This is a genomic window from Pseudomonas sp. GW460-LB5, from assembly GCF_059423245.1.
Genome location: NZ_JBWKXT010000018.1, coordinates 44662 through 71415, shown reverse-complemented (window position 1 = coordinate 71415; position 26754 = coordinate 44662). Strand labels below are relative to the sequence as shown.

General features: G+C 61.8%; 24 protein-coding genes, 3 tRNA genes and 1 pseudogene. 15 read left to right on the top strand and 13 right to left on the bottom strand.

All coding sequences use genetic code 11. The features are described from left to right. Positions 1-3 precede the first annotated feature (3 nt). The 3 genes from AC07XM_RS13450 to mgtE all read left to right on the top strand — a co-directional run bounded on the left by AC07XM_RS13450 (position 4) and on the right by mgtE (position 2092). A tRNA-Arg gene (locus tag AC07XM_RS13450) sits at positions 4-80 on the top strand. A 72-nt stretch (positions 81-152) separates the two neighbouring features. Next, a tRNA-Arg gene (locus AC07XM_RS13445) sits at positions 153-229 on the top strand. A gap of 420 nt (positions 230-649) precedes the next feature. Next, positions 650-2092: a magnesium transporter gene (gene mgtE / locus AC07XM_RS13440; protein ID WP_016488484.1), complete on the top strand. Its 1443-nt coding sequence runs from the start codon at positions 650-652 to the stop codon at positions 2090-2092. A gap of 219 nt (positions 2093-2311) precedes the next feature. Here mgtE and AC07XM_RS13435 read toward each other — a convergent pair whose 3' ends face one another. Continuing rightward, positions 2312-2638, bottom strand: coding sequence for an Arc family DNA-binding protein (locus AC07XM_RS13435; RefSeq protein WP_003254499.1), 327 nt, complete (start codon positions 2636-2638; stop codon positions 2312-2314). Positions 2639-2982: 344 nt separating this feature from the next. Between AC07XM_RS13435 and phnN the strand changes: the two genes are divergently transcribed. Together phnN and AC07XM_RS13425 are read left to right on the top strand one after the other, a co-directional pair. Further along, on the top strand, positions 2983-3576 hold the full coding sequence (phnN, locus tag AC07XM_RS13430; protein WP_016488483.1) for a phosphonate metabolism protein/1,5-bisphosphokinase (PRPP-forming) PhnN: 594 nt from the start codon (positions 2983-2985) through the stop codon (positions 3574-3576). Between the two features lie 111 nt (positions 3577-3687). Next, positions 3688-3764: transfer RNA gene (locus AC07XM_RS13425), tRNA-Arg, on the top strand. On the opposite strand, the gene AC07XM_RS13420 is transcribed toward AC07XM_RS13425, so the two are convergent. From AC07XM_RS13420 to AC07XM_RS13405, 4 genes and pseudogenes are all read right to left on the bottom strand, one after another. Continuing rightward, positions 3743-5155 (bottom strand): amino acid permease, encoded by a 1413-nt coding sequence (locus AC07XM_RS13420; protein WP_024717732.1) that lies wholly within the window; start codon positions 5153-5155, stop codon positions 3743-3745. The genes AC07XM_RS13425 and AC07XM_RS13420 overlap by 22 nt on opposite strands. A 315-nt stretch (positions 5156-5470) precedes the next feature. Beyond that, the gene (locus AC07XM_RS13415; RefSeq protein WP_197888965.1) at positions 5471-6415 is read right to left on the bottom strand and encodes a dihydrodipicolinate synthase family protein; all 945 of its coding nucleotides are present in this window, start codon (positions 6413-6415) and stop codon (positions 5471-5473) included. A gap of 37 nt (positions 6416-6452) precedes the next feature. After that, positions 6453-7825 (bottom strand): annotated as a pseudogene (abaF, locus tag AC07XM_RS13410) (fosfomycin efflux MFS transporter AbaF). A gap of 347 nt (positions 7826-8172) precedes the next feature. Beyond that, positions 8173-8793, bottom strand: coding sequence for a GntR family transcriptional regulator (locus AC07XM_RS13405; RefSeq protein WP_096426987.1), 621 nt, complete (start codon positions 8791-8793; stop codon positions 8173-8175). Positions 8794-9066: 273 nt separating this feature from the next. On the opposite strand from AC07XM_RS13405, the gene AC07XM_RS13400 reads away from it, so the two are divergent. Next, positions 9067-10065 carry a sensor domain-containing diguanylate cyclase gene (locus AC07XM_RS13400; protein WP_016488479.1) on the top strand — a complete coding sequence of 333 codons (999 nt, stop codon included), beginning with the start codon at positions 9067-9069 and terminating at the stop codon, positions 10063-10065. A 115-nt stretch (positions 10066-10180) separates the two neighbouring features. On the opposite strand, the gene lpdA is transcribed toward AC07XM_RS13400, so the two are convergent. From lpdA to AC07XM_RS13380, 4 genes are read right to left on the bottom strand one after another with little or no spacing between them, the layout of a single operon-like run. Then, positions 10181-11560 carry a dihydrolipoyl dehydrogenase gene (lpdA, locus tag AC07XM_RS13395; RefSeq protein WP_102690106.1) on the bottom strand — a complete coding sequence of 460 codons (1380 nt, stop codon included), beginning with the start codon at positions 11558-11560 and terminating at the stop codon, positions 10181-10183. A 2-nt stretch (positions 11561-11562) separates the two neighbouring features. Next, on the bottom strand, positions 11563-12834 hold the full coding sequence (locus tag AC07XM_RS13390; RefSeq protein ID WP_016488477.1) for a dihydrolipoamide acetyltransferase family protein: 1272 nt from the start codon (positions 12832-12834) through the stop codon (positions 11563-11565). Beyond that, a complete protein-coding gene (locus AC07XM_RS13385; RefSeq protein ID WP_016488476.1) occupies positions 12835-13893 on the bottom strand; it encodes an alpha-ketoacid dehydrogenase subunit beta in 1059 nt (352 codons plus the stop codon). It abuts the gene before it with no gap. 1 nt (position 13894) lies between these two features. Continuing rightward, a complete protein-coding gene (locus AC07XM_RS13380; protein WP_016488475.1) occupies positions 13895-15127 on the bottom strand; it encodes a 3-methyl-2-oxobutanoate dehydrogenase (2-methylpropanoyl-transferring) subunit alpha in 1233 nt (410 codons plus the stop codon). A 198-nt stretch (positions 15128-15325) separates the two neighbouring features. On the opposite strand from AC07XM_RS13380, the gene bkdR reads away from it, so the two are divergent. The 3 genes from bkdR to AC07XM_RS13365 all read left to right on the top strand — a co-directional run bounded on the left by bkdR (position 15326) and on the right by AC07XM_RS13365 (position 18796). After that, complete coding sequence (gene bkdR, locus AC07XM_RS13375) at positions 15326-15811, top strand: Bkd operon transcriptional regulator BkdR (protein WP_102690105.1); 486 nt, start codon at positions 15326-15328, stop codon at positions 15809-15811. A gap of 274 nt (positions 15812-16085) precedes the next feature. Further along, entirely contained in the window at positions 16086-17327 is a 1242-nt protein-coding gene (locus AC07XM_RS13370) for a glutamine synthetase family protein (RefSeq protein WP_161775557.1), read from the top strand. A gap of 128 nt (positions 17328-17455) precedes the next feature. Continuing rightward, complete coding sequence (locus tag AC07XM_RS13365) at positions 17456-18796, top strand: MFS transporter (RefSeq protein WP_023047023.1); 1341 nt, start codon at positions 17456-17458, stop codon at positions 18794-18796. Positions 18797-18948: 152 nt separating this feature from the next. On the opposite strand, the gene AC07XM_RS13360 is transcribed toward AC07XM_RS13365, so the two are convergent. The 4 genes from AC07XM_RS13360 to flgA form a co-directional block, all read right to left on the bottom strand. After that, on the bottom strand, positions 18949-19692 hold the full coding sequence (locus AC07XM_RS13360; protein WP_016488472.1) for a flagellar brake protein: 744 nt from the start codon (positions 19690-19692) through the stop codon (positions 18949-18951). Between the two features lie 79 nt (positions 19693-19771). Then, positions 19772-20239, bottom strand: a complete 468-nt coding sequence (locus AC07XM_RS13355) for a flagella synthesis protein FlgN (RefSeq protein WP_016488471.1) — start codon at positions 20237-20239, stop codon at positions 19772-19774. Positions 20240-20288: 49 nt separating this feature from the next. Further along, complete coding sequence (gene flgM / locus AC07XM_RS13350) at positions 20289-20603, bottom strand: flagellar biosynthesis anti-sigma factor FlgM (RefSeq protein ID WP_016488470.1); 315 nt, start codon at positions 20601-20603, stop codon at positions 20289-20291. 162 nt (positions 20604-20765) lie between these two features. Beyond that, positions 20766-21518, bottom strand: coding sequence for a flagellar basal body P-ring formation chaperone FlgA (flgA, locus tag AC07XM_RS13345; protein WP_016488469.1), 753 nt, complete (start codon positions 21516-21518; stop codon positions 20766-20768). Between the two features lie 76 nt (positions 21519-21594). On the opposite strand from flgA, the gene AC07XM_RS13340 reads away from it, so the two are divergent. From AC07XM_RS13340 to flgE, 6 genes are all read left to right on the top strand, one after another. After that, complete coding sequence (locus AC07XM_RS13340) at positions 21595-22524, top strand: chemotaxis protein CheV (RefSeq protein ID WP_016488468.1); 930 nt, start codon at positions 21595-21597, stop codon at positions 22522-22524. Positions 22525-22575: 51 nt separating this feature from the next. Beyond that, positions 22576-23403: a protein-glutamate O-methyltransferase CheR gene (cheR, locus tag AC07XM_RS13335; RefSeq protein ID WP_016488467.1), complete on the top strand. Its 828-nt coding sequence runs from the start codon at positions 22576-22578 to the stop codon at positions 23401-23403. Positions 23404-23770: 367 nt separating this feature from the next. Continuing rightward, positions 23771-24181 carry a flagellar basal body rod protein FlgB gene (gene flgB, locus AC07XM_RS13330; RefSeq protein WP_016488466.1) on the top strand — a complete coding sequence of 137 codons (411 nt, stop codon included), beginning with the start codon at positions 23771-23773 and terminating at the stop codon, positions 24179-24181. Between the two features lie 2 nt (positions 24182-24183). Further along, positions 24184-24627, top strand: a complete 444-nt coding sequence (gene flgC, locus AC07XM_RS13325) for a flagellar basal body rod protein FlgC (RefSeq protein WP_024087485.1) — start codon at positions 24184-24186, stop codon at positions 24625-24627. Between the two features lie 12 nt (positions 24628-24639). Then, positions 24640-25341, top strand: coding sequence for a flagellar hook assembly protein FlgD (gene flgD / locus AC07XM_RS13320; protein WP_016488464.1), 702 nt, complete (start codon positions 24640-24642; stop codon positions 25339-25341). A gap of 28 nt (positions 25342-25369) precedes the next feature. Beyond that, the gene (flgE, locus tag AC07XM_RS13315) at positions 25370-26692 is read left to right on the top strand and encodes a flagellar hook protein FlgE (RefSeq protein WP_095117252.1); all 1323 of its coding nucleotides are present in this window, start codon (positions 25370-25372) and stop codon (positions 26690-26692) included. The last annotated feature ends 62 nt before the right edge of the window (positions 26693-26754 follow it).

Below are 26754 nucleotides of genomic sequence, written 5' to 3'. Positions count from 1 at the left end.
CACGGACTCATAGCTCAGCTGGATAGAGTACTCGGCTACGAACCGAGCGGTCGCAGGTTCGAATCCTGCTGAGTCCGCCACTTTTTGAAGTGGCTCTGCTTGCAAAGCTGCTTCAGTCAACCAGTGGTAATCTGGTCTAAAACTACCACCACGGACTCATAGCTCAGCTGGATAGAGTACTCGGCTACGAACCGAGCGGTCGCAGGTTCGAATCCTGCTGAGTCCGCCATACCCCATCAAGAAGCCCGCTCAATTGAGCGGGCTTTTTGTTTTTTGCGCCACTGAATTGTTGGCGATGTCGATCTAAGCTCTTCTGTAATGAGCAGGGTGTAGCGTGTGGCTGTAAGGCAGCCCCAAATTGATCAGGCGCAGCGTACCTGAACTTCAATGTGCTTCCCCATCCACAACAATCGTCGCACTCATAGCTTCGAGCGTTGTCCCACCTTTATCACGCAAACGATTGTTCTGACCAAAATTTTAAGCGATCTGACAGCTTGAGCAGTGTATGATTGCGCCCGTCAGCCCCGCCGGGGCTTGTGGAAAACCACCATGGACTTACCCAGTAGTTACTCGCTAACAAGATTCATACAGAAAGATCTGACCGATTGATTCTCCCGGCGTGCTCCGCTGCTGGGAGTGGAGTTCGCCTATGACTGAAGTAGAAGTAAAAAAAGCGCAAGAAAGCCTGCAGGATCGCCTGGCCCAGGTGGTCGAACTGCTGCAACGCCAGCGTGTGGTCGAAGACCTGACGCACCGCCAGGAAGGCGCGCACAATGACCTGGTAGAAAACCTGGTCCACCGCCAGAACCTCGTCGAGCTGCAGCGCAAGCTTGATGACCTGCACCCCGCCGACATCGCCTATATCCTCGAAGCCTTGCCCCTGGAAGACCGCCTGACGGTCTGGCAGCTGGTGCGCTCGGATCGCGATGGCGACATCCTGCTGGAAGTTTCCGACTCGGTTCGTCAATCGTTGATCGCCGACATGGACGATCACGAGCTGCTGGCCGCCGCCAAGGAAATGGACGCCGACGAGCTGGCCGACCTGGCCCCTGAGCTGCCGCGTGACGTTGTTCACGAGCTGATGGAAACCCTCGATGCCCAGCAACGCGAGCGTGTGCGCTCGGCGCTGAGCTACGACGAGGAGCAGGTCGGTGCGCTGATGGACTTCGAGATGGTCACCATCCGCGAAGACGTCAGCCTGGAGGTGGTACTGCGCTACCTGCGCCGCCTGAAAGAGCTGCCCAACCACACCGATAAACTGTTCGTGGTCGATTATGACGGCATCCTGAAAGGGGTATTGCCGATCAAGCGCCTGCTGGTCAACGACCCAGAGAAGAAGGTAGCGGAGGTCATGGCGACCGACCCGGTGTCCTTCCAGCCTGAGGAAGATGCCTATGATGCGGCGCAGGCTTTCGAGCGTTATGACCTGGTATCGGCACCTGTAGTGGACAAGAGCGGTCGTCTGATTGGCCGTTTGACCATTGACGAGATGGTCGACCTGATCCGTGAGGAGAGCGAGAGCGAAGTCCTCAACATGGCGGGTCTGCGTGAAGAGGAAGATATCTTTGCCTCGGTCTGGCGCTCGTTCCGCAACCGTTGGGCATGGCTGGCGATCAACCTGATCACCGCCTTTGTTGCCTCGCGCGTGATCGGGCTGTTCGAAGGCTCGATCGAAAAGCTGGTGGCGTTGGCGGCGTTGATGCCGATCGTTGCGGGTATTGGTGGCAACTCGGGTAACCAGACCATCACCATGATCGTCCGCGCCATGGCGCTGGACCAGGTGTCGCCGGGCAACACCAGTCGCCTGATGCGCAAGGAGCTGGCGGTGTCGCTGATCAACGGCCTGGTTTGGGGAGGCGTGATTGGTGCGGTGGCTTTCTGGTTGTATGGCAGCTGGTCACTGGGTGTGGTGATGACCGCAGCGATGACCTTGAACCTGTTACTGGCGGCGCTGATGGGTGTGCTCATCCCGATGACGTTGGCCCGCCTGGGGCGCGACCCGGCGATGGGGGCGAGTGTGATGATCACTGCCGTGACGGACAGTGGCGGCTTCTTCATCTTCCTTGGCCTGGCTACGCTGTTCCTGCTGTAAACCCCTTTTCTTGCAGTTGCGCGGCCCTGTGGGAGCGGCCTTGTGTCGCGAAAGGGCTGCGAAGCAGCCCCAGAAATCTGTGCATTGCTGCTGATGCCCCGGGGCTGCTTTGCAGCCCTTTCGCGACACAAGGCCGCTCCCACAGGGGCTGCAGCGCGGCTAGTCAGGCGCCCCCAAAAAAGCCAGCTTACGCTGGCTTTTTTGTGGGCGCTGCACGCCTCAGGAAGCGTCGGCGGCCATTTCCACATCGTGAGCGATGAGGGCAACCAGGGCGTTCTGCTGTCGGTGGGACAGTTGGCGGAAGCGCTGCAGCAACTCGCGCTCATGCAGGGACAGCTCAGGGCTGTCCAGGCGCATGCTCAGCTCGTCACCCAACGCACCTTCCTGGATAAGGCTCTGTTCCAGGCGCGCGATAATTTCAGAGTTCATGCTGCGGTGATGGTTGCGCGCTACCTCGGCAATGCGCTCACGCATCCCGTCTGGCAGGCGGACGACAAATTTGTCAGCGGTGCGGCTTGAATAAATAGCCTGTTTCATTGGGCGCATATAAATTGACCAGATTTTGGTTCAGGGGAAGCGGTTCTCAAATTGGCCGCACGGGGTGGAAATACGACCGTGGCGACGACAAAATGTTCAACCGTCAGTAAAAATGGATGCTCATCTTGCCTTATGGTCGCCGTTTCCTTGGCGTCAATTCTGTGACAAATAGTGAGCCGGATAAAGGCTTTATGCCAGTACCAATTATCAGAAATGAGCACTGGTTTGAAAAGTTTTACATGCTCCGGCTTGCCCAACCGTCAGACTTTTGCCGTCAAAAACAGGTAAAACGCAGCAAAAGGCCAGGAAAACACCTAGAATGCGGCGGTTTCCCTTCATAGAGCATAGTGGCTATGCAACATGACGCAAGCGACCGTCGATCAGGGACAGGCCGGTTGATATTTCTGGTAGGACCGTCGGGTTCGGGGAAAGATTCCCTGATCGACGCTGCACGTGAGCGGCTGGCGGCTGCCGGGGTAGAAATTGCCCGGCGTGTCATTACCCGTTCGGCCGAAGCCAAGGGCGAAGCCGCCCATGGTGTCACGCCTGAACAGTTCGAGACCCTGCGCGTGCAGGGTGCTTTTGCCATGCACTGGCACGCCAACGGCCTGGACTACGGGATTCCCCGGCAGGTGGACGACTGGCTGGCGGAGGGCCGGGCAGTGCTGGTGAACGGCTCGCGCGCTTACCTGGCCGAAGCGCGTCAGCGTTATCCGGGCCTGTTGGCGGTGCTTGTACAGGTCAGGCCGCAGGTGTTGCGCCAGCGCCTGGTGGCCCGTGGCCGCGAAACCGCCGAGGAAGTCGAGCAGCGCCTGGCTCGCAGCGCCCGCTTGCAGGCACTGCCTGATCCGTCGGTGCACCTGCTGGACAACTCTACAACCCTGGAGGCTGCGGTATCAGCCCTGTTCGGGGTGCTTCGCGATGAAGGTGTGCTGCCGCAGGTGTAGCAGTGCCAGAAAAGGATTACGCGAAAAAGCCCGGTAGGTGCATGACAAATGCCAGCATGCTGGTTAACATGCTGGCCGTCCCGCTGTGCAGCGCTCGCTGCCGGTCGTAGCGTCTCAGTAGCTCAATTGGATAGAGCATCCCCCTCCTAAGGGGAAGGTTGCAGGTTCAATTCCTGCCTGGGACGCCATTTCTTGTCTCTCCTGTCTTGACCTCCGCCTCCTTTGCAGCGGCCGCCGTTTGCTGGCGCATCAGGAAGTACCCCGCCACAACCAGCAGTAGCGTCAGCACCGTGAACCAGAACTGGAAACGCGACGCCGGGTCGAACGCCTGGGTGCCAATCACTGCCAGCAGGGCGAACAGCGCAACGATGTTGGCGTACGGGAACAGCCAGGCGCGAAAGGCCTTGGGGTCGACCGCTTCGTGACGGGTTCTCCAGCGCATGGCCACGTGGGCGATGATGATGAAGATCCATACGACCATCACCAGGCTGCCGGTACTCTTGGCCAGGGTCATGAACAGGTCACCGGCGCTGATAAAGTGCACGGTCAGGATCATCGTGCAGATCGACAGGCTCAGCAGCAGTGCATTGATCGGCACGCCCTTGGCGCTGGTGCGCGAGAACAGCTTGGGCGCGTGCCCGCGCTGGCTAAGCGAGAACAGCATGCGCGAGTTGGAGAACATGAACGAGTTCATCACCGACATGAACGAGACGAACAGCACCAGTTTCATGGCCACCGCAGCACCGCCGAACCCGGCCAGGGTGAAGAGCGAAACATAGGGCGAGGCCAGGTTGGCCTTGTCGGTCCATGGCAGGCACAGGATCAGGATCGACACGGAGCCAACGTAGAACAACATCACTCGCAGGATCACGCTCTTGATCGCGCGAATCACGTTCTGCCGCGGGTTCTCTGATTCACCTGCGGCCACCGCGGCAATTTCGCTGCCGCCCAGGGAGAATATCACCACGATGACACCCGCCATGACGGGCGACAGGCCATTGGGCATGAACCCGTCGTGGGCGGTGAGGTTGACCAGGCCAGGCGAAGGAATGTCGTTGTGCAGGCCCAGCAGGATCGAGATGCCCAGCAGCATGAAGATGAGGATGGTGGCGACCTTCATGGCCGCCAGCCAATACTCCACTTCGGCAAACGAACGCACCGAGTAGGCGTTGTTGGCCATCAGTGTCACCAACATCAGGAAGGCGCCTGCCCAGATCGGCAGCCAGGGTAGAAAGTCATGCAGGATGGCGCCCAGCAGTACCGCTTCGAGGGTGATGGTCATCATCGACTTGAACCAGTACAGCCAGCCGACTGAAAACCCTGCCCAGTCGCCGAGCCAGGTGTTGGCATAGGTCGAGAATGACCCCGCATCCGGGTTGCGACAGGCCATTTCGCCCAGCATGAACATCACCAGAGTGACCACCAGGCCACCAATGAAATACGACAGGATGGCCGCAGGCCCTGCCGATGCGATCAGTGCGCCCGAGCCCATGAACAGCCCTGCACCGATCACCCCGCCCAGTGCGATCATGGTGATGTGCCGCTGCTTGAGGCTTTGCTTCAAACCGTTGGATTGCATTTCCTTGTCCTCTCTTATTGTTGGGGGGATCCGACAACGTCCCCCAACGCAGGCATCGTCATGCGCCTGCGTCCACGCGTGGCAAATAGCTACCAGCCTGCCACCATGGACAATAAGGCCAAGGACCTCAAACGAATTCTCTGCACAACATCCTGCCGATTTTTCCTGAGGCGTGTTGCCTCAGGCGCTGCTGCACCGCCATCCCTGTGGGAGCGGGCGTGCCCGCGAACACCGGCAAAGCCGGTGCCAGGCACCGCGTCGCCTGCTTCGCGGGCCAAGCCCGCTCCCACAGAGAACGCGGCGGGGCCTTGGTAATCAGGCGATGTTCTGCTCGGCCGACCAGTTGGCGTACCAGCTGCGGAACAGCGCGTATTGCTGCTCGGCATAGTTGCGCTGGGCGTCGGTCAGCACGTCGGTTTCGTTGAAATGCAGGCTGTACTCGCTGTCGCCGTTCAGCACCATCAGGTGCTTGTAATACAGCACCAGGTCGCATCCCTCATCGAACGACGACAGCACCGCCAGCGCCGCTTCCAGTTCGCGCGCCAGGCGACGGGCCTTGGCATCGCCTTTGGCCGCCTGCTTGCTCAGGCTCACCAGGTGCAGCACCTCACGGGGCAGGGCATTGCCGATGCCGGTGATGGCGCCGGTGGCGTTGCAGTTGACGAAGCCATGCACCACCTGGGTGTCCACGCCGACCATCAGGGTCACGTCGTCATCCTTGGAGGTGATGTGCTCGGCGGCATAACGCAGGTCGGCACCACCGCCGAACTCCTTGAAGCCGATCAGGTTGGGGAATTCGCGACGCAACTCGAAGAACAGATCGGCGCGGGTGGCGAAGCCGTAATAGGGGCTGTTGTAGATCACCGCTGGCAGCTTGGGCGCGGCGGCGAGGATGGCCGAGAAGTGGTGCTTCTGGGCGATCAGCGAGGCACCGCGGCTGAGCACGCGAGGGATGACCATCAGGCCGGCGGCGCCGACCTTGGCGGCGTGGGCGGCATGGGATACCGCTTCACGGGTGTTCACCGCGCCAGTGCCGACAATGGTCGGGATGCCGGCGGCCACCAGGCGCGCCACGCCTTCCTGGCGCTCGGCCTCGGTCAGCAGTGGCCAGTCGCCCATCGATCCGCAGTACACCACGGCGCTCATGCCGGCCTCGATCAGCTGGTGGCCCTTGCGCACCAGCGCGTCAAAGTCCGGCTTGCGCGCGGCGGTGCACGGGGTCATCAGGGCGGGCATGGTGCCGTTGAAGATATTGCTCATGGTGGTTACCTATTGTTGTGTGATTTTTATGGGTTGCTTAACGGCCGGCGTTGCGGGCCACGGATTCTTCGTCAACGGCGCGCAGCGACTTGCCGCGGGTTTCCTTGGCTGCCGCCACGGCAACAATCGAGATCGCTGCCGCGCCCACCAGGTACCAGGCAATAGGCGTGGAGCTGTTGTATTCCTTCAGCAAGGTGACGGCGATCAGCGGGGCCAGCGAGCCAGCCAGGATTGGCGCCACCTGGTAGCACAACGACAGGGCGGTGTAGCGCACGTGGGTGGGGAACAGTTCGGCCATCAAGGCCGAGTACGGCGCATAGGTCATCGACTCGATGGCCAGGCCCAGCGTGATGGCCGCCATGATCAGCCAGTCGTTGCCGGTGTCCATCATCGGGAAACCGACAAAGCCCCAGAACGCGGTGAGCACGGCGCCGATCAGGTACACCGGCTTGCGGCCGATGATGTCTGAGAGGTAGCCCATGGCCGGGATCATGAAGAAGTGCAGCAGGTGAGCGCCGAACATCAGCAGCAGAATTTGCGAAGTGTCTTTGTGCACCACCAGTTTCAGGTAGGTGATGGAGAAAGTGACCACGGTGTAGTAGAGGATGTTTTCCGCAAAGCGCGCGCCAATGCCGATCAGCACTTCGCGCCAGTATTTGGTGACCACCTCCACTACGCCCAGTTGCTGGCTTTCCAGCTTCTGCTGCTTGGCCTGGGCTTCCTTGAAGATGGGGGCATCATCGACTCGGGTGCGGATCCAGTACCGATCAGCACCACCACTGCCGAGAACCAGAAGGCCACCCGCCAGCCCCAGTCCAGGAACTGCGCCTCGCTAAGGTTGGACGATAACAACAGCAGGATGATGGTGGCGATCAGGTTGCCGGCCGGCACGCCCGCTTGCGGCCAGCTGGCCCAGAAGCCGCGGCGGTTGTCCGGGCTGTGCTCGGACACCAGTAGCACCGCGCCGCCCCATTCGCCGCCGAAGGCGAAGCCCTGGATCAGCCGCAACACCACCAGGAGGATGGGCGCGGCATAGCCGATGCGCTCGAAGGTGGGCAGGCAGCCCATCAGGAAGGTGGTTATTCCGACCACGATCAGGCTGATCTGCAGCAAATGCTTGCGGCCGACCTTGTCGCCGTAATGGCCAAACACCAGGCCACCGATGGGGCGGGCGAGAAAGCCCACTGCGTAGAGGGCAAAGGCGGCAATGATGCCGTCCATGGCGCTGCCCGTCTGGCGAAAGAACAGCTGGCCGAACACCAGCGCCGAGGCGGTGCCGTAGAGGAAGAATTCGTACCACTCGGCGACTGCGCCGGCCATGGCCGCAGCTACCACACGCTTGATGCCCGCAGGGGCCTTGTCTGCTGTGTTTGCGACATTCGCTGATGCCGCCGAATAGGGTGTGGCCATGGTTTTGCACTCCGATACGTAATTATTGGAAGAAGGAGTAGGCAGGGTGGCGCCGGGGAAATCGGAGCCGCCGATTCCTTATATGGTATTTCGTATACGATATCTAGATAAGCAAAAACGAAGCCAGAAAGGGAGATTTCCAATCGAGCCATTGGCAGGATAGAACGGGGTCATTGTGGGAGCGGGCTGGTCCCGCGAAGGGGGCCACGGGGTGTATGGCACCGGCTTTGCCGGTGTTCGCGGGGCAAGCCCGCTCCCACAGCGTCCCCGTTAAATCAATACGTCATGGTTTTTCTGTAAGGGCCGCAGGAGGCTGCTCCTGCACGCGGCGGTGATAGCCTGTCGGGTCAGTTATGGGGCAGGTGCTCGTACAGGCTCTGGCACACGCCATTGATGTGTTCTTCTATCAGCCGCGCCGCCAGTTCTACATCCCGCGCCCGGCAGGCGGCAACGATATCCCGGTGCTCGTGATCCGCGCGCAGCTTGCCCGCTGACAGGCTCATTTGCATGCGCAGGTAGCGTTCCACCTTGTCATGGATCGAGCGGATAAGGCCGACCAGGTAAGGCCGCCGCGCCGGTTCGTACAGGCAGGCGTGCAGCGCCCAGTTCAGGTCGGCCCAGCGGCCCACATCGTCCTCGCCGATGAACTCCGCGCAGATGGCTTCGGCCTGGGCAAAATGTGCTTCGGTCATGTTCGGAATCGCCAGGCGAATCGCTTGCACTTCCAGCAACACACGTACCTCGAACATCTGCGCCAGTTCAGGTTCCGAGATGCGGGTAACCAGCGCGCCACGGTTGCGCTGAAAGTCCACCAGGCCTTCGGCTTCCAGGCGCTTCAGGGCTTCGCGCACCGGGATCTTGCTGACGTTGAACGCCTGCGCCACTTCGTCCTGACGCACCGGTTCGCCTTCGGCCAGCTGCCCCGAGATAATTGCCTCGCGCAGGTGTTTGGCGATGATTTCCGACATCGAGGGCGTTGCACCCAGGTCGGTAGCTTTGAAAGACGGCAACGGCACGGGAAATTCCAGAATCAGGCGGTGCGGATATCTTATACGAAACACTTCGGCAGCCATACCGCCTGCAGCGGTGGGCGAAAATAGCGCGTTGCGACTATTTCCGGTAGCAGCACGGGGGGCATATGCTTGCCGGTTCAAGCATCCTCTTGCCGCCTGCGGCAATTACCACCACTGTCGGCAGCCCCGTGAACGGGGCGCAGTTGCTGGGCATCAGGGAGAGCGTCCATGAATCAGGAAACCGGGCCGGCACCCGCCGGCTTCAGTGAACAGCAATTGCACACCTTGTTCGAGTTGATCAGCGATGGCATCTGGGACTGGAATGCCAATACCGGCTACGTCTATCGCAACCCGGGCTGGTACGCCATGCTCGGCTACACCAGCCATTCAATGGCCAATTCAGTCCTCACCTGGGAAAGCGTGATCCATCCGGAGGACTACCCGCGGGTAATGGCGCATTTCGAGGCGTATATCAACCAGCGCAACGAGCGCTACCTCATCGAATACCGCTGTCGTTGCCAGGATGGCAGCTATCTGTGGATCGAAGACAGCGGCTACATCATTGCCCATAACCAGGACGGTTCGGTGGCGCGCATGCTCGGGGCGCACCGTAATATCGATGCCGGCAAACGCCGGGTGGCCCAGTTGGAACAGAAGAACCAGTCGCTGGAGTGCCTAGTGGCCGAGCGCACTCGCGAGCTGTCCTGGGTGAACCAGCAGTTGCAGCGGCAACTGGACGAAAACCGCGAGTTGGCCGAGCGCGATGCATTGACCCGCATTGCCAACCGCTATCGGTTGGACAAGACCCTGCAACTGGAGTGCGAGCGGGCCAAGCGCTTCCGCCAGCCGTTGTCGCTGATCGCCATGGACATGGATGACTTCAAGCCGATCAACGACCGCTACGGCCATGCTAGGGGCGATGCGGCGCTGGTGCGGGTGGCCGAAAACCTGCGCACCTGCCAGCGTGAACTGGACCTGTTGGCCCGCTGGGGCGGGGATGAGTTTGTCCTTGTACTGCCGCAGACCACGCTGAGGGATGCACTTGAGGTGGCGGTACGCTTGCGTCAGGTGATTGAGCAGCTGGAGCCTGTGGGCGATTGCCGGCTGACCCTGAGCTATGGCGTGGTCCAATGGCAGGAAGGAGAGGACCAGCCTGCGCTGCTGGCGCGCGCCGACAAGGCGCTGTACCGGGCCAAGGCGGCAGGCAAGAACGCCATAGCCGAGTAGCGCGCGGTGATTGTGGGAGCGGTGCCTGTTACTGGATCGTCCCGTGGCCTGAATGAAAAAAGACCCGCGGCGCCTCGCGGCGCAGCGGGCCAAATCGGCCTCGGCCGCTTCAGTGTCAGATATGCAGGGCGTGGCCCAGGGCGCGCAATGCCGCTTCCTGTACCGCCTCACCCAGCGTCGGGTGGGCATGGATGGTGCCGGCCACATCCTCCAGGCACGCGCCCATCTCCAGCGACTGGGCAAACGCCGTAGACAGTTCGGAAACCGCCACGCCAACCGCTTGCCAGCCCAGGATCAGGTGATTGTCCCGGCGCGCCACCACGCGCACGAAACCGCTCTTCGATTCCAGGCTGATCGCCCGGCCGTTGGCGGCAAACGGGAAGTGCGCGACGATGCAGTCCAGCCCTTGCTGGCTGGCCTGCTCCGGGGTTTTGCCGACCACTACCACTTCCGGGTCGGTGAAGCACACAGCAGCAATCGCGGCAGGCTCGAAGCGGCGTGCCTTGCCGGCGACGATTTCGGCCACCATCTCGCCCTGGGCCATGGCCCGGTGTGCCAGCATCGGTTCGCCGGCCACGTCGCCGATGGCCCACACGTTGTGCATGCTGGTCTGGCAGCGTTCGTCGATGGCAATGGCGGCGCCGTTCATTTTCAGGTCCAGGCATTCCAGGTTGAAGCCTTGGGTGCGTGGCCGGCGGCCCACGGCCACCAGCACCTGGTCGGCTTCCAGGCGCAGTTGCCCGCCCTTGCCGTCGTTGGCCAGCAGGCAACCGTTTTCGTAACCTTCGACGCTGTGGCCAAGGTGCAGGGCGATGCCCAGCTTCTTCAACGACTCGGCCACCGGGGCGGTCAATTCGCTGTCGTAGGTCGGCAGGATGCGCTCACGCGCCTCCACTACGCTGACCTGCGCGCCCAGTTTGCGGTAGGCAATGCCCAGCTCAAGGCCGATATAGCCCCCGCCCACCACCACCAGGTGTTGCGGCAGTGCCGTCGGTGCCAGCGCTTCGGTCGAGGAAATCACTGGCCCACCCAGCGGCAGCATCGGCAGTTCGACGCTGCTGGAACCGGTGGCCAGCAACAGGTGTTCGCACTGGATGCGCTGGCCATCAACCTCGACCTGCTTGCCATCAAGCACCTTCGCCCAGCCGTGAATCACTTTGACCCCGTGCTTCTTCAGCAGGGCAGCTACCCCGGTGGTCAGGCGGTCGACGATGCCGTCCTTCCAGGCCACGCTCTGGCCGATGTCCAGGCGCGGCGAAGCAACGCTGATGCCCAGGTCCGACGGCCCGGCAAAGCGTGAAGTCTGGTGGAACTGCTCGGCCACATGGATCAGCGCCTTGGACGGAATGCAGCCGATGTTCAGGCAGGTACCGCCCAGTGCCTGGCCTTCCACCAGCACGGTCGGGATGCCCAGTTGCCCGGCGCGGATGGCGGCCACGTAGCCACCAGGGCCACCGCCGAAGATCAACAGGGTAGTCTGGATAGTCTGTTGCATGCTCACTCCACGAACAGGCAGGCGGGTTGTTCGAGCAGGCCACGCACGGCCTGGATGAACAGCGCGGCGTCCATGCCGTCGACCACGCGGTGGTCGAACGAGCTGGACAGGTTCATCATCTTGCGCACGACGATCTGGCCGTCGATCACCACCGGCCGCTCAACCATGCGGTTGACGCCGACAATTGCCACTTCCGGGGTGTTGACCACCGGAGTGCTGACGATGCCGCCGAGGGCGCCCAGGCTGGTCAGGGTGATGGTTGAACCCGACAGCTCCTCGCGGTTGGCCTTGTTGGTGCGCGCAGCGTTGGCCAGGCGCGAAATCTCGCCGGCATTGGCCCACAGGCTGCCCGCTTCGGCATGGCGCAGCACTGGCACCATCAGGCCGTTGTCACCCTGGGTAGCAATGCCTACATGCACCGCGCCATGGCGAGTGATGACCTGCGCTTCATCGTCGTAGGTGGCGTTGATCTGCGGGAAGTCACGCAGCGCCACGACCAAGGCACGCACCAGGAACGGCAGCAGGGTCAGCTTGCCGCGGCTGTCGCCGTACTTGCTGTTGAGCTGCTGGCGCAGGGCTTCCAGGGCGGTGACGTCGATTTCTTCCACATAGCTGAAGTGCGCGACCCGGCGCTTGGCATCCTGCATGCGCTGGGCGATCTTGCGGCGCAGGCCGATCACCGGCACCTGCTCGCTGTCGGTGCGCTTGGCATAGCCATTGGGGGCTTGCCCGGCGGCGCTCTGCGGCTTGCTCATGAAGGCGTCAAGGTCTTCGTGCAGGATGCGCCCGGCCGGGCCGCTGCCGTGCACATAGCGCAGTTCGATACCGGTATCCAGCGCACGCTTGCGCACCGCCGGTGAGGCCAGCGGCTTGTCGCCCGGCTGGCGCGGCACGATGGGCGCAGCTTCGTGGTTGACGGGTGCCTGGTACGCAGCGGGTTTTACGTCTTTCTGCAGTTCTGGCTTGGCTGCCACAGGGGCGGCGGGCGTTTCTATCTGTTTGGCCTGAGGCACATCCACATGGTTGCCGCTGCCTTCCACTTCGATGCGGATCAGTTCGCTACCGACCGCCATCACTTCACCGGGCTGGCCGCCCAGTGCCAGCACCTTGCCGCTGACCGGCGAAGGGATTTCCACAGTGGCCTTGTCGGTCATGACGTCGGCCACCACCTGGTCTTCGGCGATCATGTCGCCGACCTTGACGAACCATTCCACCAACTCGACCTGTGCGATGCCTTCGCCAATGTCCGGCATCTTGATGACGTGCGTGCCCATTCAGACCTCCATGACCTTTTTCAATGCCGCACCTACCCGCGAAGGCCCTGGGAAATACGCCCATTCCTGCGCGTGAGGGTAGGGGGTGTCCCAGCCGGTGACGCGCTCGATGGGCGCCTCCAGGTGGTGGAAGCAGTGCTCTTGCACCAACGACACCAGCTCGGCACCGAAGCCGCAGGTACGGGTGGCCTCGTGCACCACCACGCAGCGGCCGGTCTTTTTCACCGACTCGACGATGGTGTCCAGGTCCAGCGGCCACAGGCTGCGCAGGTCGATCACTTCAGCATCGACGCCGCTTTCCTCGGCGGCCACCTGGGCCACGTACACCGTGGTGCCGTAGGTGAGCACGGTCACGTCATTGCCGGGGCGGGTAATGGCGGCCTTGTCCAGCGGTACGGTGTAGTAGCCGTCTGGCACAGCACTGTGTGGGTGCTTCGACCACGGCGTTACCGGGCGGTCGTGGTGGCCGTCGAACGGGCCGTTGTACAGGCGCTTGGGCTCCAGGAAGATCACCGGGTCGTCGCATTCGATCGAGGCAATCAGCAGGCCTTTGGCGTCATACGGGTTGGATGGCATGACAGTGCGCAGGCCGCACACTTGGGTGAACATCGCTTCCGGGCTCTGACTGTGGGTCTGGCCGCCATAGATGCCACCGCCGCACGGCATGCGCAGGGTCAGCGGGGCGATGAACTCGCCGGCTGAGCGGTAACGCAGGCGCGCCATTTCCGAGACGATCTGGTCGGAGGCCGGGTAGAAGTAGTCGGCGAACTGGATTTCCACGACCGGGCGCAGGCCGTAGGCGCCCATGCCCACGGCGGTACCGACGATACCGCTTTCGGAGATTGGCGCGTCGAACACGCGGGACTTGCCGTACTTGTTCTGCAGGCCTTCGGTGCAGCGGAACACGCCACCGAAGTAGCCGACGTCCTGGCCGTAGACAACCACATTGTCGTCGCGCTCAAGCATGACATCCATGGCCGAGCGCAGGGCCTGGATCATGGTCATGGTAGTGGTGGCCATGGCGGTTTCCGGGTTGATGCTGTTGTTGTGATCGTTCATCTCAAACCCCCAGTTCCTGGCGTTGACGGCGCAGGTGGTCGGGCATCTCCTTGTACACGTCCTCGAACATCGAGGCGGCGCTTGGGATGTGACCGTTGGCCAGGGTGCCGTACTGCTCGGCTTCTTTTTGTGCGGCAATGACCGCAGCCTCGAATTCGGCCGTGGTGGCCTGGTGCTCTTCCTCGGACCAGTGGCCGATCTTGATCAGGTGCTGCTTCAGGCGGGCGATCGGGTCGCCCAACGGGAAGTGGCTCCAGTCATCGGCAGGGCGGTACTTGGAGGGGTCGTCCGAGGTCGAGTGCGGGCCGGCACGGTAGGTGACCCACTCGATCAGACTTGGGCCTAGGCCGCGGCGGGCGCGTTCGGCTGCCCAGCGCGAGGCGGCGTAGACAGCGACAAAGTCGTTGCCGTCCACCCGCAGCGAGGCAATGCCGCAGCCCACGCCACGGCCGGCGAAGGTGGTCGATTCGCCACCGGCGATGGCCTGGAAGGTAGAAATGGCCCACTGGTTGTTGACCACGTTGAGGATTACCGGGGCGCGGTACACGTGGGCAAAGGTGAGGGCGGTGTGAAAGTCTGACTCGGCTGTGGCACCGTCGCCGATCCACGCCGAGGCGATCTTGGTATCGCCCTTGATCGCCGAGGCCATGGCCCAGCCGACCGCCTGCACGAACTGGGTCGCCAGGTTACCGCTGATGGTGAAGAAGCCAGCCTCGCGTACCGAGTACATGATTGGTAGCTGGCGGCCCTTGAGCGGGTCGCGTTCGTTGGACAACAGCTGGCAGATCATTTCGACCAGCGACACGTCTCGCGCCATCAGGATGCTTTGCTGGCGGTAGGTAGGGAAGCACATGTCGGTACGGTTCAGCGCCAGCGCCTGGCCGCTGCCGATGGCTTCTTCGCCCAGGCTCTGCATGTAGAAGGACATCTTCTTCTGGCGCTGGGCAACCACCATGCGGCTGTCGAAAATCCGCGTCTTGAGCATGGCACGCATGCCTTGGCGCAGGACTTGCGGGTCGATGTCTTCAGCCCAAGGGCCTTGGGCGTCGCCCTGCTCATCGAGCACGCGGACCAGGCTGTGAGCCAGGTCGGCAGTGTCGGCAGCCTCGACATCGACGGGGGGTTTACGGGCTTGACCTGCGTCGTTGAGGCGCAGGTAGGAAAAATCGGTCTGGCAGCCTGGCCGGCCGGTGGGCTCGGGCACATGCAAACGCAGGGGGGCGTACTCGTTCATGCTTTTTACGCTCGCTCGGGTATTTGTTTTTGTGAGCTCTGAAGCGGCCGCCGCTGAACACCGGCTTGTGACTGGTAGGTCAGCGTCATCTACATCTTAGTGGTCCGGCAGGAGAATTTTTCTCTCAAGTTGATTGCCTTTGCCGAGCGGTGCAGATAAACATTCCGCATAAACACAAAAAACCGGTGATTTTGTCTCATGCGCAAACTCGATCGTACCGATATCGGCATTCTCAACAGCCTGCAGGAAAACGCCCGCATTACCAACGCCGAGCTGGCCCGCTCGGTCAACCTGTCGCCCACGCCCTGTTTCAACCGCGTGCGGGCCATGGAAGAACTTGGGGTAATCCGCCAACAGGTGACGTTGCTGTCACCCGAAGCGCTGGGGCTGGATGTAAACGTGTTCATCCATGTCAGCCTGGAAAAGCAGGTGGAGCAGTCGTTGCACCGCTTCGAGGAGGAAATTGCCGAACGGCCCGAGGTGATGGAGTGCTACTTGATGACCGGGGACCCGGATTACCTGTTGCGGGTACTGCTGCCGAGCATTCAGGCGCTGGAGCGGTTTCTTGACTACCTGACGCGGTTGCCGGGGGTGGCGAATATCCGCTCGAGTTTTGCCTTGAAGCAGGTGCGGTACAAGACTGCTTTGCCGCTGCCGGCCAACGGCATTACCTTGCGGGAATAGAGGTTGCCAGTGCTGGCCTCTTCGCGGGCGCGCCCGCTCCCACAGGGATCTCGCTAACTTCAAGGGCGGCGCCGTACCTGTGGGAGCGGGCATGCCCGCGAAGGGGAGCACGCGGTGTTGAAAGCGGGTGCTTGATATTTTAAACACCCCCAGCCTATGTTGTTGTCAGCGTACAACAACAAGGACAAGCGTCATGAGCACTGCTCAGCTTCACGGCATCGATGAAATCGAATGCGTCACCCCCGACCTCAACGGCGTCCCGCGCGGCAAGGTGATGACTGCCGAAGGCTTTTTGGAAGGCCGCCGCCTGCAGATGGCCCGGGGAGTGTTGCTGCAATGCATCATGGGCGGTTACCCACCGGCGAAATTCTACGGCAGCGACGACGGTGACCTGGCGCTGGTGGCCGAACCCAGCCAGGTGCATCGCCTGCCCTGGAGCAGCGACGGCCGCGCCCTGGCCATCTGCGATGCCAATGAACTGGATGGCCGGCCCTCGGCACTGTCCACCCGGGGCCAGCTCAAGGCGGTGATCGCCCGCTATGCCGCGCTGGGGTTGGCGCCTGTGGTGGCGACCGAGCTCGAATTCTTCGTGTTTGCCCCCAACAGCGACCCGCAGCAGCCGTTCCAGCCTCCCGTTGGCAGCGATGGCCGCCGCGAGCTAGGCCATTCGGCGTTCAGTGTCAGCTCCAACAACGGCCTGCGACCGTTCTTCAAAGAGGTGTACCACTGCATGGCTGCGCTCGGCCTGCCGCGCGACACGTTCATGCACGAAATGGGCGTCAGCCAGTTCGAGATCAACCTGTTGCACGGCGACCCGCTGGTGCTGGCTGACCAGACCTTCCTGTTCAAGCACCTGCTCAAGGAAGTGGCGCTCAAGCATGGGCTGACCGTGGTGTGCATGGCCAAGCCGTTGGCGCGCACGCCCGGCAGCTCCATGCACATTCACCAGAGCCTGGTCGAAACCGGCAGCGGGCGTAACGTGTTTAATGACGAGCAAGGCCGGCCGACCGACACCTTCCACCATTTCATCGGTGGCCTGCAGGCGTGCATGGCCGACTTCACCGCGCTGTTCGCGCCCAACGTCAATTCCTATCAGCGCCTGTGCCACCCCTATGCCTCGCCAAACAATGCCTGCTGGTCCGAGGACAACCGTGCCGCCGGCCTGCGCATTCCGGCCAGTGCACCGGCAGCGCGGCGGGTCGAAAACCGCCTGCCCGGCGCCGACGCCAACCCCTATCTGGCCATCGCCGCCAGCCTGGCCGCCGGGTTGCACGGCATCGAGCAGCGCCTGCAGCCATCGCCGGCCATCCAGGGCGAGTTCGAAGTGCCCGAGCACCTGAGCCTGCCATGTACCCTGCATGCCGCCCTCGAACGGCTCAAGCGCAGCGCGCTGGCACGGGAACTGTTCGGCAGCGAGTTCATCGAAGGCTACATCGCCAGCAAAACCCTGGAGCTGACTGATTTCTTCGACGAGATCACCCCGTGGGAGCGCCGGGTGCTGGCGGCGCAGGCCTGATCGCGACATCACCTGCACCGGACACGCCCTGGCAGCGCTATTTCGCTGCCGGGGCCTGCGCGACACAATTTTTGCCCGTATGCTTCTAGCACCCAACCGTCACCTGATCAGGGAGCTTCTCGGTACGTATGCGAAATGTATGGAAGCCGTTTCAGTCGTTGTATTTCGCCGCGCTGATGATGTTGATCGGTTCTGGCCTGCTCAGTACCTACCTGGCCCTGCGCCTGGCGGCCGACCATGTCGACAGCCTGTGGGTGGGTGCGTTGATGGCGGCCAACTACTTTGGCCTGGCCGTCGGCGGCAAGGTCGGCCACCGGCTGATTGGCCGGGTAGGGCACATTCGCGCTTATGCCACCTGCGCCGGTATCGTCGGCGCGGCGGTACTTGGCCATGGCATGACCAGTTGGCTACCGGCCTGGGTCGGGCTGCGGATGATCGTCGGCCTGGGGATGATGTGCCAGTACATGGTCATTGAAAGCTGGCTCAACGAGCAGGCCGATGTGAAGCACCGCGGCGCGGTGTTCAGCGGCTACATGATCGCCTCGTACCTGGGGCTGGTGCTCGGCCAGCTGATTCTGGTGGTGCACCCTGAGCTTGGCCCGGAGCTGCTGATGCTGGTGGCGATGTGCTTTGCCCTGTGCCTGGTGCCGGTGGCAATGACCCGGCGTATTCACCCGGCACCCTTGCGCCCGGCACCGATGGAGCCGAAGTTCTTCATCAAGCGCGTGCCGCAGTCGCTCAGTACGGTATTGGGCTCGGGGTTGATCGTTGGCTCGTTCTACGGCCTGGCGCCTTTGTATGCCTCAAGCCAAGGGATGACGACCGAGCAGATCGGTCTGTTCATGGGTAGCTGCATTTTTGCCGGCCTGCTGGTGCAGTGGCCGCTGGGCTGGTTGTCTGACCGTTACGACCGGGCGGTGCTGATCCGCAGCGTGGCAATAGGCCTGGCGCTGGCCGCTGCGCCATTGGCGATACTGCCCAGTGTGCCGCTGGAGTTGCTGTTCGGGTTCGGCTTCCTGATTTCGTTGCTGCAGTTCTGCCTGTACCCGCTGGCGGTGGCGTTTTCCAACGACCACGTGGAAAGCGAGCGGCGGGTGTCGCTGACGGCCATGTTGCTGGTCACCTACGGCGTAGGCGCGTGTATCGGGCCATTGGCGGCGGGCGTTCTGATGAAAATGCTGGGCGCGCAGATGCTGTATGCGTTCTTTGTATTTTTCGCCTTGGTGCTGGTGTGGCGCATTCGGCCGAAGGCGGTTACCGGGCTGCACCAGGTGCAGGATGCGCCGCTGGGCCACGTGGCGATGCCGGCAGCCGGTTCGCCCTTGTCGGCGGCGCTGGACCCTCGGGTGGATGAGCAGACCGTGCAGGACGTGATGCAGGCGCCGGTGGCGGCTGAGGATACCGAGGAAGAAGATAAAGGTGCTGAGCAACAGGCTGCTGAACCGGAGGAGGTCAGCAAGTCGGTATAAGCCTGCACTGGCCTCTTCGCACAGGTACTGTATAGCCTCAGGTTTGACGCCACCACTGTGGGAGCGGGCTTGCCCCGCGAAGAGGCCGGGGCAGGAAGAACGCAAATGAAAACGCCACCTCAGCAGGTGGCGTTTTCGCATTCAGGCGACGATCAATAGTCGTCTTTGTCAAACCGTCGCGCCTCACGCTGCAGCTGATACACAAAGCTCTCGATCTTGCGCTGTGCCTGCCCGCTCAGGTTGTGGAAGCGCACGCCGGCAAAGGTGGTATTGATGCGCTCTTCATAGTGCAGGTGCCGCAGTTCGACCATGGTGTCCACCAGGCCCAGCGGGTTACCCGCCTTGAAACGTTCGTACACCTGGCCCAGCTGCAGGCGATCTTCGACATTGCCTTCAAAGCGCAGTTTGCACCCGGTGGCCGAGATGTCCAGCAGCTTGCCACGCAGGGCGCCGTTACCCTTCAGGTGGGTGCCATCGAGAATGATGTCGACCAGTTGCGACAGCTTCAGCGCGGCGCGGAAGGCGTTGCGGCGCTGGTGGTAGGTCATCTCCTGCGGCATGGCACCGCTGTAGCAGCGGTGGCCGTTGACTTCGGTGATCTTCAGCGCGTGGTCGCATTCCCAGGCGATGCGTACGCCATCGTGAAAGCCCTCAACGCGGAAGTGCTCGCCGTTTTCGATGAATTTTTCACCGTCGCGCGGGATCATCTCGTCCAGTGCCAGGGTGTTGCTTTCACGGTCCACGTGCACCACATAGCTCTGGAAGCGCTGGCTGCGGTCATGGAAGGTGATGATCAGGGGGTCGTGGCTTTCCTGCAGCTGCCGCAAGTTGGCCGCAATCTCCAAGGGGGTGTTCAGCACCTTTGGCGGTTGCGGGGCTTCGGTTTCATTGAACACGGCTTATCGTTCTCCAGGCAAAAGCGACACACGCAAGTAACGGCATTTTGCCAGTATGTTCCGTGCCTTGATAGAAAAATCACACTTGGCTGAGGGCCCGTGGCTTGGCCAGCGGCGAGGTGCTGCCTCGGCTATCGTAGAGCGACGGTGAGTCGCCGCCCATGAGGATTCTGATCTGGTTGTTGGTGACGTGTTGCTGTACCTGGATGATCCGGCCGTTGGTCTGGTTGACCTGCTGGCAGTCGTCCATCAGTTTCGACAGCATGTCGAGCCGCTGCAGCATCGCGTCGCCATGGGGCGATTGTGCGGCTACCGCCTGCACGCCAGTGCGATCGGCACTCAGGCCCAGGCTGCCGAGCAACTGGCTGCGGCGCTGGCCATGCTGCTCGAGCAAGATGATCAGCGACTGCTTGCGCGCCAGGATCTGTTCCAGCAGCGGCATGTCGCGGCCATGCAGGGCGATCGCTTCTTTATTCAGAAGGTCGAGCAGTTCCTGCATCGGGGCAATGTCATCTTCGATCAGTTGCAGCAAGGTGGTGTCGTGCATGGCTAACTCTTGGCTTTTCTAGCGTCCGTGAAGTCAGCGCGCCGAGGGGTCAGCGCTGGGCTTCGAAATCGAGCAGTTTGCTGGCGACCCGGCCGGCATCGACCTGGTAGCTGCCGTCGGCGATCGCCTGTTTCAACTGGGCCACACGGGCACTGTTGACAACCGGCTCGTCGCGCAGCTTGTCGCTGACCTTTTGCAACTGCTGTGCCTCTTGGCTGAGGTGTACCGCTTCTCCGCTGGCGCTGGTGTCTTTCACCGCTTCCTGGCTGGCTGCCGGTTTTTCGGCATTGCCCGCCGCGGTGTTGCCGCGCACGCCGCCCGTGACGGACGGAGAGTTATTCAAACGACTGAAGTCGATGACCATGATCAGGAACCTCTGGGTATTTGGACGCTTGCCTTGTTTTCGGCCAGCCCGAAAGAAACTTTAGGCACAAATGCTTGGCCGCCTGTCAGCAAGCTCGCCAACCCGTTCTCTGACACAGTTTAGGAAAAGCGGTTCCTCCCTGCCAGCGCAATCTGTGGCGGGCTACATGCTCACCTCGACCTGGCCCGGGCCCGTCACCCTGGCCTTGACCACCCGTTTGGAATTCAGGTTGCGTACCCGTATCTGTTCGCTCAGGCCGCCTTTGCTCAGGGCCTCGCCCGGCATGCGCACGCTCAGGCTGCCGCTGCGGGCGATGATCACCACCTGGTCGCCCTTGCGCACCACCTCGGCCTGCTCCAGATGTTGCGGGGTAAGTACCTGGTCGATCACCGTGGGGCGCAGCATCTTCATGCCCACTGCCTGGTCCAGTTCGGTCAGAAAACCCTGGCCAAGGGTGCCGACATCGCGCTCGCGCAGGGCCACGTCGCCTTCGCCCACTGTGTTGTCGCGCTTGAGCGGGCGGGTGACCACCACCACGTCGCGGAACAGCCGTACCGTGGCCGGGACAAACACCGTCCACGGGGCCGCACTGTCGCAGCGCACCCGTACCGTTACCCGGCCAAGTGGCAGGGAAGGGCTTTCCAGCGAGGCGTCCAGCTGCTGGCTGCACAACGGCATGCGCAGGCGTGGGTCCAGCGGGTTGACCTGGATTTCATAGCGGCCGGGGGTCTGGGTGGTAGCCAGGTAATCTTCGACGGTGAATTCAAGAAACCCTTGGGTGACACCGATAAGCTGTTCAGGCAAGGTGAGCGCGTCCGCTACCGTGCGAACGCCGGGCACCAGCAGGCACAACGTGGCCAGCGAGCCCGTCAGCAGGCGCGTCAATCGTCGGAAAAATGTCGTTTTCGTATGCATGACGCTCAAAAAAGCAAAGCCCGTGCCGACTCGTAACCTGAGTTGCAACGAAAGGCTGAAAGATAAGGAGTCTGGCATGGCGGGTGTTATGGATTCGGTCAACCAGCGCACGCAGCTGGTGGGGCAGAATCGCCTGGAATTGCTGCTGTTCCGCCTCAACGGCGAACAGCTTTACGGCATCAACGTGTTCAAGGTCAGGGAAGTGCTGCAATGCCCTGCGCTGACCCTGCTGCCCAAGGCGCACCCGGTGGTGCGTGGCGTTGCCAACATTCGCGGGGCGACCATCCCGATCCTCGACTTGTCGATGGCCACCGGGTTGCGGCCGCTGCAGGAAGAGACGCGCAACAGCTTCGTGATCATCACTGAGTACAACACCAAGACCCAGGGCTTTCTGGTGCACTCGGTGGAGCGCATCGTCAACATGAACTGGGAAGAGATCCATCCGCCACCCAAGGGCACCGGCCGTGACCACTACCTGACGGCGGTCACCCGGGTGGACAACCGCATGGTCGAGATCATCGATGTGGAGAAGGTGCTGGCCGAAGTGTCGCCGTCGTCCGAGTCGGTCTCGGCCGGGGTGATCGATGCCGAGACGCAGGACAAGGCCGTGCTGATGCGGGTGCTGACCGTGGACGATTCGTCGGTGGCACGCAAGCAGGTCAGCCGCTGCCTGCAGACCGTGGGGGTGGAGGTGGTGGCGCTCAATGATGGCCGTCAGGCCCTGAACTACCTGCGCCAGCTGGTGGAGGAGGGCAAAAAGCCGGAAGAAGAGTTCCTGATGATGATCTCGGACATTGAAATGCCGGAAATGGACGGCTATACGCTAACGGCGGAGATCCGCAGCGACCCGCGCATGCAAAAATTGCACATCTGCCTGCATACTTCGCTTTCCGGGGTGTTCAACCAGGCAATGGTCAAGAAGGTCGGTGCCGATGACTTCCTGGCCAAGTTCAAGCCGGACGACCTGGCCCAGCGGGTGGTCGACCGGATCAAGGCAGCGCATTGAAGCAGCCGGGGGCACGCCCCCGGCACCAGTGATTGAAAAGAGGCGGCAAGAGTGTCTACGGGTAATTTGGATTTCGAACAGTTCCGGGTATTCCTGGAGAAAGCCTGTGGCATCCTGCTGGGCGAGAATAAGCAGTACCTGGTTTCCAGCCGTCTCAACAAGCTGATGGAGCAACAGGGCATCAAGAGCCTGGGCGAACTGGTGCAACGCATCCAGGCCCAGCCGCGCGGTGGTTTGCGTGAGCAGGTGGTGGATGCGATGACCACCAACGAAACCCTGTGGTTTCGCGATACCTACCCGTTCGAAGTGCTGAAGAACAAGGTGATTCCCGAGTTCATCCGCAACAACCCCGGCCAGCGCCTGCGCATGTGGTCGGCGGCCTGTTCGTCGGGCCAGGAGCCGTATTCCATTTCGATGGCCATCGACGAGTTCGAGCGCAGCAACCTTGGCCAATTGAAGATGGGCGCGCAGATCGTTGCCACCGACCTGTCCGGCACCATGCTGACCAACTGCAAGACCGGTGAGTATGACAGCCTGGCCATCGCCCGCGGCTTGTCCCAGGAGCGCCTGCAGCGCTACTTCGACCCCAAGGGGCCGGGGCGCTGGGCGGTCAAGCCGGCGATTCGCAGCCGCGTCGAATTCCGCTCGTTCAACCTGCTCGACAGCTATGCCGCCCTGGGCAAGTTCGACATCGTGTTCTGCCGCAACGTGCTGATTTACTTCTCGGCGCAGGTGAAACGGGACATCCTGCTGCGCATTCACAGCACACTGAAGCCAGGTGGCTACCTGTTCCTTGGTGCTTCGGAAGCGCTGAACGGGTTGCCGGACCATTACCAGATGGTCCAGTGCAGCCCGGGGATCATCTACCAGGCCAAGTAATCAAGAAGGCTGGCAGCGAAAACTGCCGGCCTTTTTGCTGTATGTGCCGGCCTCTTCGCGGGTAAACCCGCTCCCACAGGTTCGGTGCCGCCCTCAGGCCTTGCACGGGTCCTTGTGGGAGCGGGTTTACCCGCGAAGGGGCCGGCACAGGAAAATCCCTGACGTCAATTTTTTGATTTGCCGCATTTGCCGCCCGGCAATTGCCGCTTTCGCCGCCGTGGGCGGAAGGCCTTTGCCGCTTTTCTGGCATCACCCTGACAGCACTGCGCCTCGTAGCCCCGTATTTGCGGGCTTTGCATGGGTTGGCACAGCCCTTGCTATACCTTGCTCAACGATATTCCGGTCAACCTCCGAAGGTTTCCCCGACATGAGCATCAGCTTCGACAAGGCGCTTGGTATTCACGAAAAGGCTCTGGGCTTCCGCGCCCAGCGCGCCGAAGTGCTGGCCAACAACATCGCCAACGCCGACACGCCCAACTACAAGGCGCGTGACATGGACTTCGCCTCTGTGCTGGCCGCCGAAAGCGACAAGCAGCAAAGCGGCCGTTTCGCCATGGACCGCACCAATAGCCGCCACATCGAAGCCGAAGGCCTCGCCATCGCAGCCGACGATACCCTCAAGTACCGCACGCCGCTGCAGCCGTCGATCGACCAGAACACCGTGGACGCGCAGATCGAGCAATCGAACTATACCGAAAACGCCATTGGCTTCCAGGCCAGCTTCACCTTGCTCAACAGCAAATTCAAAGGGCTGGTATCGGCCCTGCGGGGAGAATGACCATGTCCCTTTCCAGTGTCTTCAATATTGCCGGTAGCGGCATGAGCGCGCAGAACACGCGCCTTAACACCGTCGCTTCCAACATTGCCAACGCCGAAACCGTTTCTTCGAGCATCGACCAGACGTACCGCGCCCGCCACCCCGTGTTCGCCACCACCTTCCAGGATGCGCAAGCCGGCAGCAGCCAGTCGCTGTTCGAAGACCAGGGCGAAGCAGGGCAGGGCGTGCAGGTAAAAGGCATCGTCGAGGATCAGAGCACCCTGGAAGCACGCTACGAGCCCAATCATCCGGCGGCGAACAAGGACGGCTACGTCTATTACCCGAACGTCAATGTGGTCGAGGAGATGGCAGACATGATCTCCGCCAGCCGTGCGTTTCAGACCAACGCCGAGCTGATGAACACGGCCAAGAGCATGATGCAGAAAGTCCTGACCCTGGGGCAGTGATAGGAAGCCGACATGACCACCACCAATTCCACCTCTGACGTCAGCAGCGCGTACCTGACCTCGCTGCAGAAGCAGACGTCGAAGACCGACAGCAGCACCGGCGCTGCCGGCAGCGCGCTGGGCAAAGATGCTTTTCTGCAGTTGCTGGTTACCCAGATGAAGAACCAGAACCCGCTCGATCCACAGGAAAACGGCGAGTTCGTGGCGCAGCTGGCGCAGTTCAGCAGCCTCGAGAGCATGCAGTCGCTGAACGATTCTGTGACCTATATCGCGGCAGGGTTGCAGTCTTCCCAGGCGTTGCAGGCCTCGTCACTGGTCGGGCGCAATGTGATTGTCCAGACCGACAAGGCTGTGGTCGACACCAGCAAGGATATGAAAGGCACGGTCAACCTGACGTCGTCCAGCACCGCCACCTCGGTGGGCATCTACGACAAGGATGACAAGCTGGTACGCACCCTCGACCTGGGTACCCAGAAAGCCGGCAAGGTCGACTTTACCTGGAATGGCCTGAACGACGACGGCGAAGCGGCGCCAGCCGGTACCTACACCTTCAAGGCCACCGCTTCGATCGACGGCAAGGCCACGGCCATGACCACCAACCTGCCGGCCTCCGTTACCAGTGTGACCATGGGCACCAACGGTTCTGAGATGACGCTCAACCTGGCTGGGCTGGGCAGTGTTGCGCTTTCCAAAATCCAAAGCATCGGCATCTAGGGCCTGAGCAAAACGACAGGAGTTACACATGTCTTTCAATACCGGCCTTAGCGGCCTCTATGCAGCGAACAAGGCCCTGAACGTTACCGGCAACAACATTGCCAACGTTGCCACTACTGGCTTCAAGTCCTCGCGCGCCGAGTTCGCCGACCAGTATTCCAACTCCATCCGCGGCACCAGTGCCGGCAAGAACGTGGTCGGCACGGGTGTGAAGACTGCCGCTGTGTCGCAATTGTTCACGCCGGGCAACATCAATGGCACCGGCCAGGCGCTGGACATGGCCATCGATGGCAACGGCTTCTTCGTGATGAACGACAACGGCTCGAAGATCTACACACGTGCCGGTGCTTTCTACAGCGACAAGGACGGCTACGTGGTCAACTCGTCGGGCGCCAACCTGCAAGGTTATGCAGTGGATGCCAACGGCAAGATCGTCCAGGGCGTGCTGACCAACCTGCAGATCGACACCTCGAACCTGACGCCCAACCCGACCGGGCGCATCTCCGAGAACGTCAACCTCAACTCCACTGCGACTGCGCCCAGCCAGACGCCGTTCGATCCGACCAATACCAGCACCTATAACTACACGTTCAATACCGACGTGTATGACAGCCAGGGTAACGCGCACCAGCTGAACCAGTACTTCGTCAAGGACGCCACCAGCAACTCCTGGACCATGTACACCACCATCGACGGGCGCAACCCTGCCAACCCGGCCTCGACCACGCCGCTGGCCAACAATCTGCCGTTCAAGTCTGACGGCACCCTGGATTCTGCCTCGATGACGGCAGGCCCGGTGGCCGGTGGCATGACCATCGCGGCCAACAAGACCTTCACCCTCGACAACTGGATCCCGGCACAGAAGAACGCCGCCGGTGTGTGGAGCGCCAACGGCGCTACCGCCAACGTCGCCGGGGTGAACCTGGACATGCTCGGTACCACCCAGTACAACGCAGCCTCCGCCACCACTGCCAAGAGCCAGGATGGCTTTGCCACGGGTGAGCTCTCGGGCCTGACCATCGACGAAAGCGGCAATATGTTCGCCAACTTCACCAATGGCCAGGACAAGGTGATCGGCCAGGTGGCGATCGCCAACTTTGCCAACCTGCAGGGCCTGACCCCGGTGGGTGGCACCAGCTGGAAAGAATCCTATGGCTCGGGTGTGCCGGTGATCGGCGCCCCGGATACTGGTACCTTGGGCCAGATTACTGGCGGTGCGCTGGAAGACTCCAACGTCGACCTTACCGGTGAGCTGGTCAACCTGATCAAGGCGCAGAGCAACTACCAGGCCAACGCCAAGACCATTTCCACCGAAAGCACCATCATGCAGACCATCATCCAGATGACCTGATGGCCGCCTGCTAGTGTGGTTTTGTCTGTAATTGGGGCTGCCTTGCAGCCCATCGCCGGGGG

Bases quoted from the DNA above. Each gene is read 5' to 3' on its own strand.
- flgE (WP_095117252.1), top strand. From the start codon at position 25,370: ATGTCTTTCAATACCGGCCTTAGCGGCCTCTATGCAGCGAACAAGGCC.
- lpdA (WP_102690106.1), bottom strand. From the start codon at position 11,560: ATGCAACAGACTATCCAGACTACCCTGTTGATCTTCGGCGGTGGCCCT.
- AC07XM_RS13340 (WP_016488468.1), top strand. From the start codon at position 21,595: ATGGCGGGTGTTATGGATTCGGTCAACCAGCGCACGCAGCTGGTGGGG.
- flgB (WP_016488466.1), top strand. From the start codon at position 23,771: ATGAGCATCAGCTTCGACAAGGCGCTTGGTATTCACGAAAAGGCTCTG.
- AC07XM_RS13370 (WP_161775557.1), top strand. From the start codon at position 16,086: ATGACTGCCGAAGGCTTTTTGGAAGGCCGCCGCCTGCAGATGGCCCGG.
- AC07XM_RS13355 (WP_016488471.1), bottom strand. From the start codon at position 20,239: ATGCACGACACCACCTTGCTGCAACTGATCGAAGATGACATTGCCCCG.
- AC07XM_RS13435 (WP_003254499.1), bottom strand. From the start codon at position 2,638: ATGCGCCCAATGAAACAGGCTATTTATTCAAGCCGCACCGCTGACAAA.
- AC07XM_RS13400 (WP_016488479.1), top strand. From the start codon at position 9,067: ATGAATCAGGAAACCGGGCCGGCACCCGCCGGCTTCAGTGAACAGCAA.
- flgM (WP_016488470.1), bottom strand. From the start codon at position 20,603: ATGGTCATCGACTTCAGTCGTTTGAATAACTCTCCGTCCGTCACGGGC.
- AC07XM_RS13380 (WP_016488475.1), bottom strand. From the start codon at position 15,127: ATGAACGAGTACGCCCCCCTGCGTTTGCATGTGCCCGAGCCCACCGGC.
- AC07XM_RS13365 (WP_023047023.1), top strand. From the start codon at position 17,456: ATGCGAAATGTATGGAAGCCGTTTCAGTCGTTGTATTTCGCCGCGCTG.
- AC07XM_RS13420 (WP_024717732.1), bottom strand. From the start codon at position 5,155: ATGCAATCCAACGGTTTGAAGCAAAGCCTCAAGCAGCGGCACATCACC.
- AC07XM_RS13405 (WP_096426987.1), bottom strand. From the start codon at position 8,793: ATGTCGGAAATCATCGCCAAACACCTGCGCGAGGCAATTATCTCGGGG.
- flgC (WP_024087485.1), top strand. From the start codon at position 24,184: ATGTCCCTTTCCAGTGTCTTCAATATTGCCGGTAGCGGCATGAGCGCG.
- AC07XM_RS13390 (WP_016488477.1), bottom strand. From the start codon at position 12,834: ATGGGCACGCACGTCATCAAGATGCCGGACATTGGCGAAGGCATCGCA.
- mgtE (WP_016488484.1), top strand. From the start codon at position 650: ATGACTGAAGTAGAAGTAAAAAAAGCGCAAGAAAGCCTGCAGGATCGC.
- flgD (WP_016488464.1), top strand. From the start codon at position 24,640: ATGACCACCACCAATTCCACCTCTGACGTCAGCAGCGCGTACCTGACC.
- AC07XM_RS13415 (WP_197888965.1), bottom strand. From the start codon at position 6,415: ATGAGCAATATCTTCAACGGCACCATGCCCGCCCTGATGACCCCGTGC.
- phnN (WP_016488483.1), top strand. From the start codon at position 2,983: ATGCAACATGACGCAAGCGACCGTCGATCAGGGACAGGCCGGTTGATA.
- AC07XM_RS13385 (WP_016488476.1), bottom strand. From the start codon at position 13,893: ATGAACGATCACAACAACAGCATCAACCCGGAAACCGCCATGGCCACC.
- flgA (WP_016488469.1), bottom strand. From the start codon at position 21,518: ATGCATACGAAAACGACATTTTTCCGACGATTGACGCGCCTGCTGACG.
- bkdR (WP_102690105.1), top strand. From the start codon at position 15,326: ATGCGCAAACTCGATCGTACCGATATCGGCATTCTCAACAGCCTGCAG.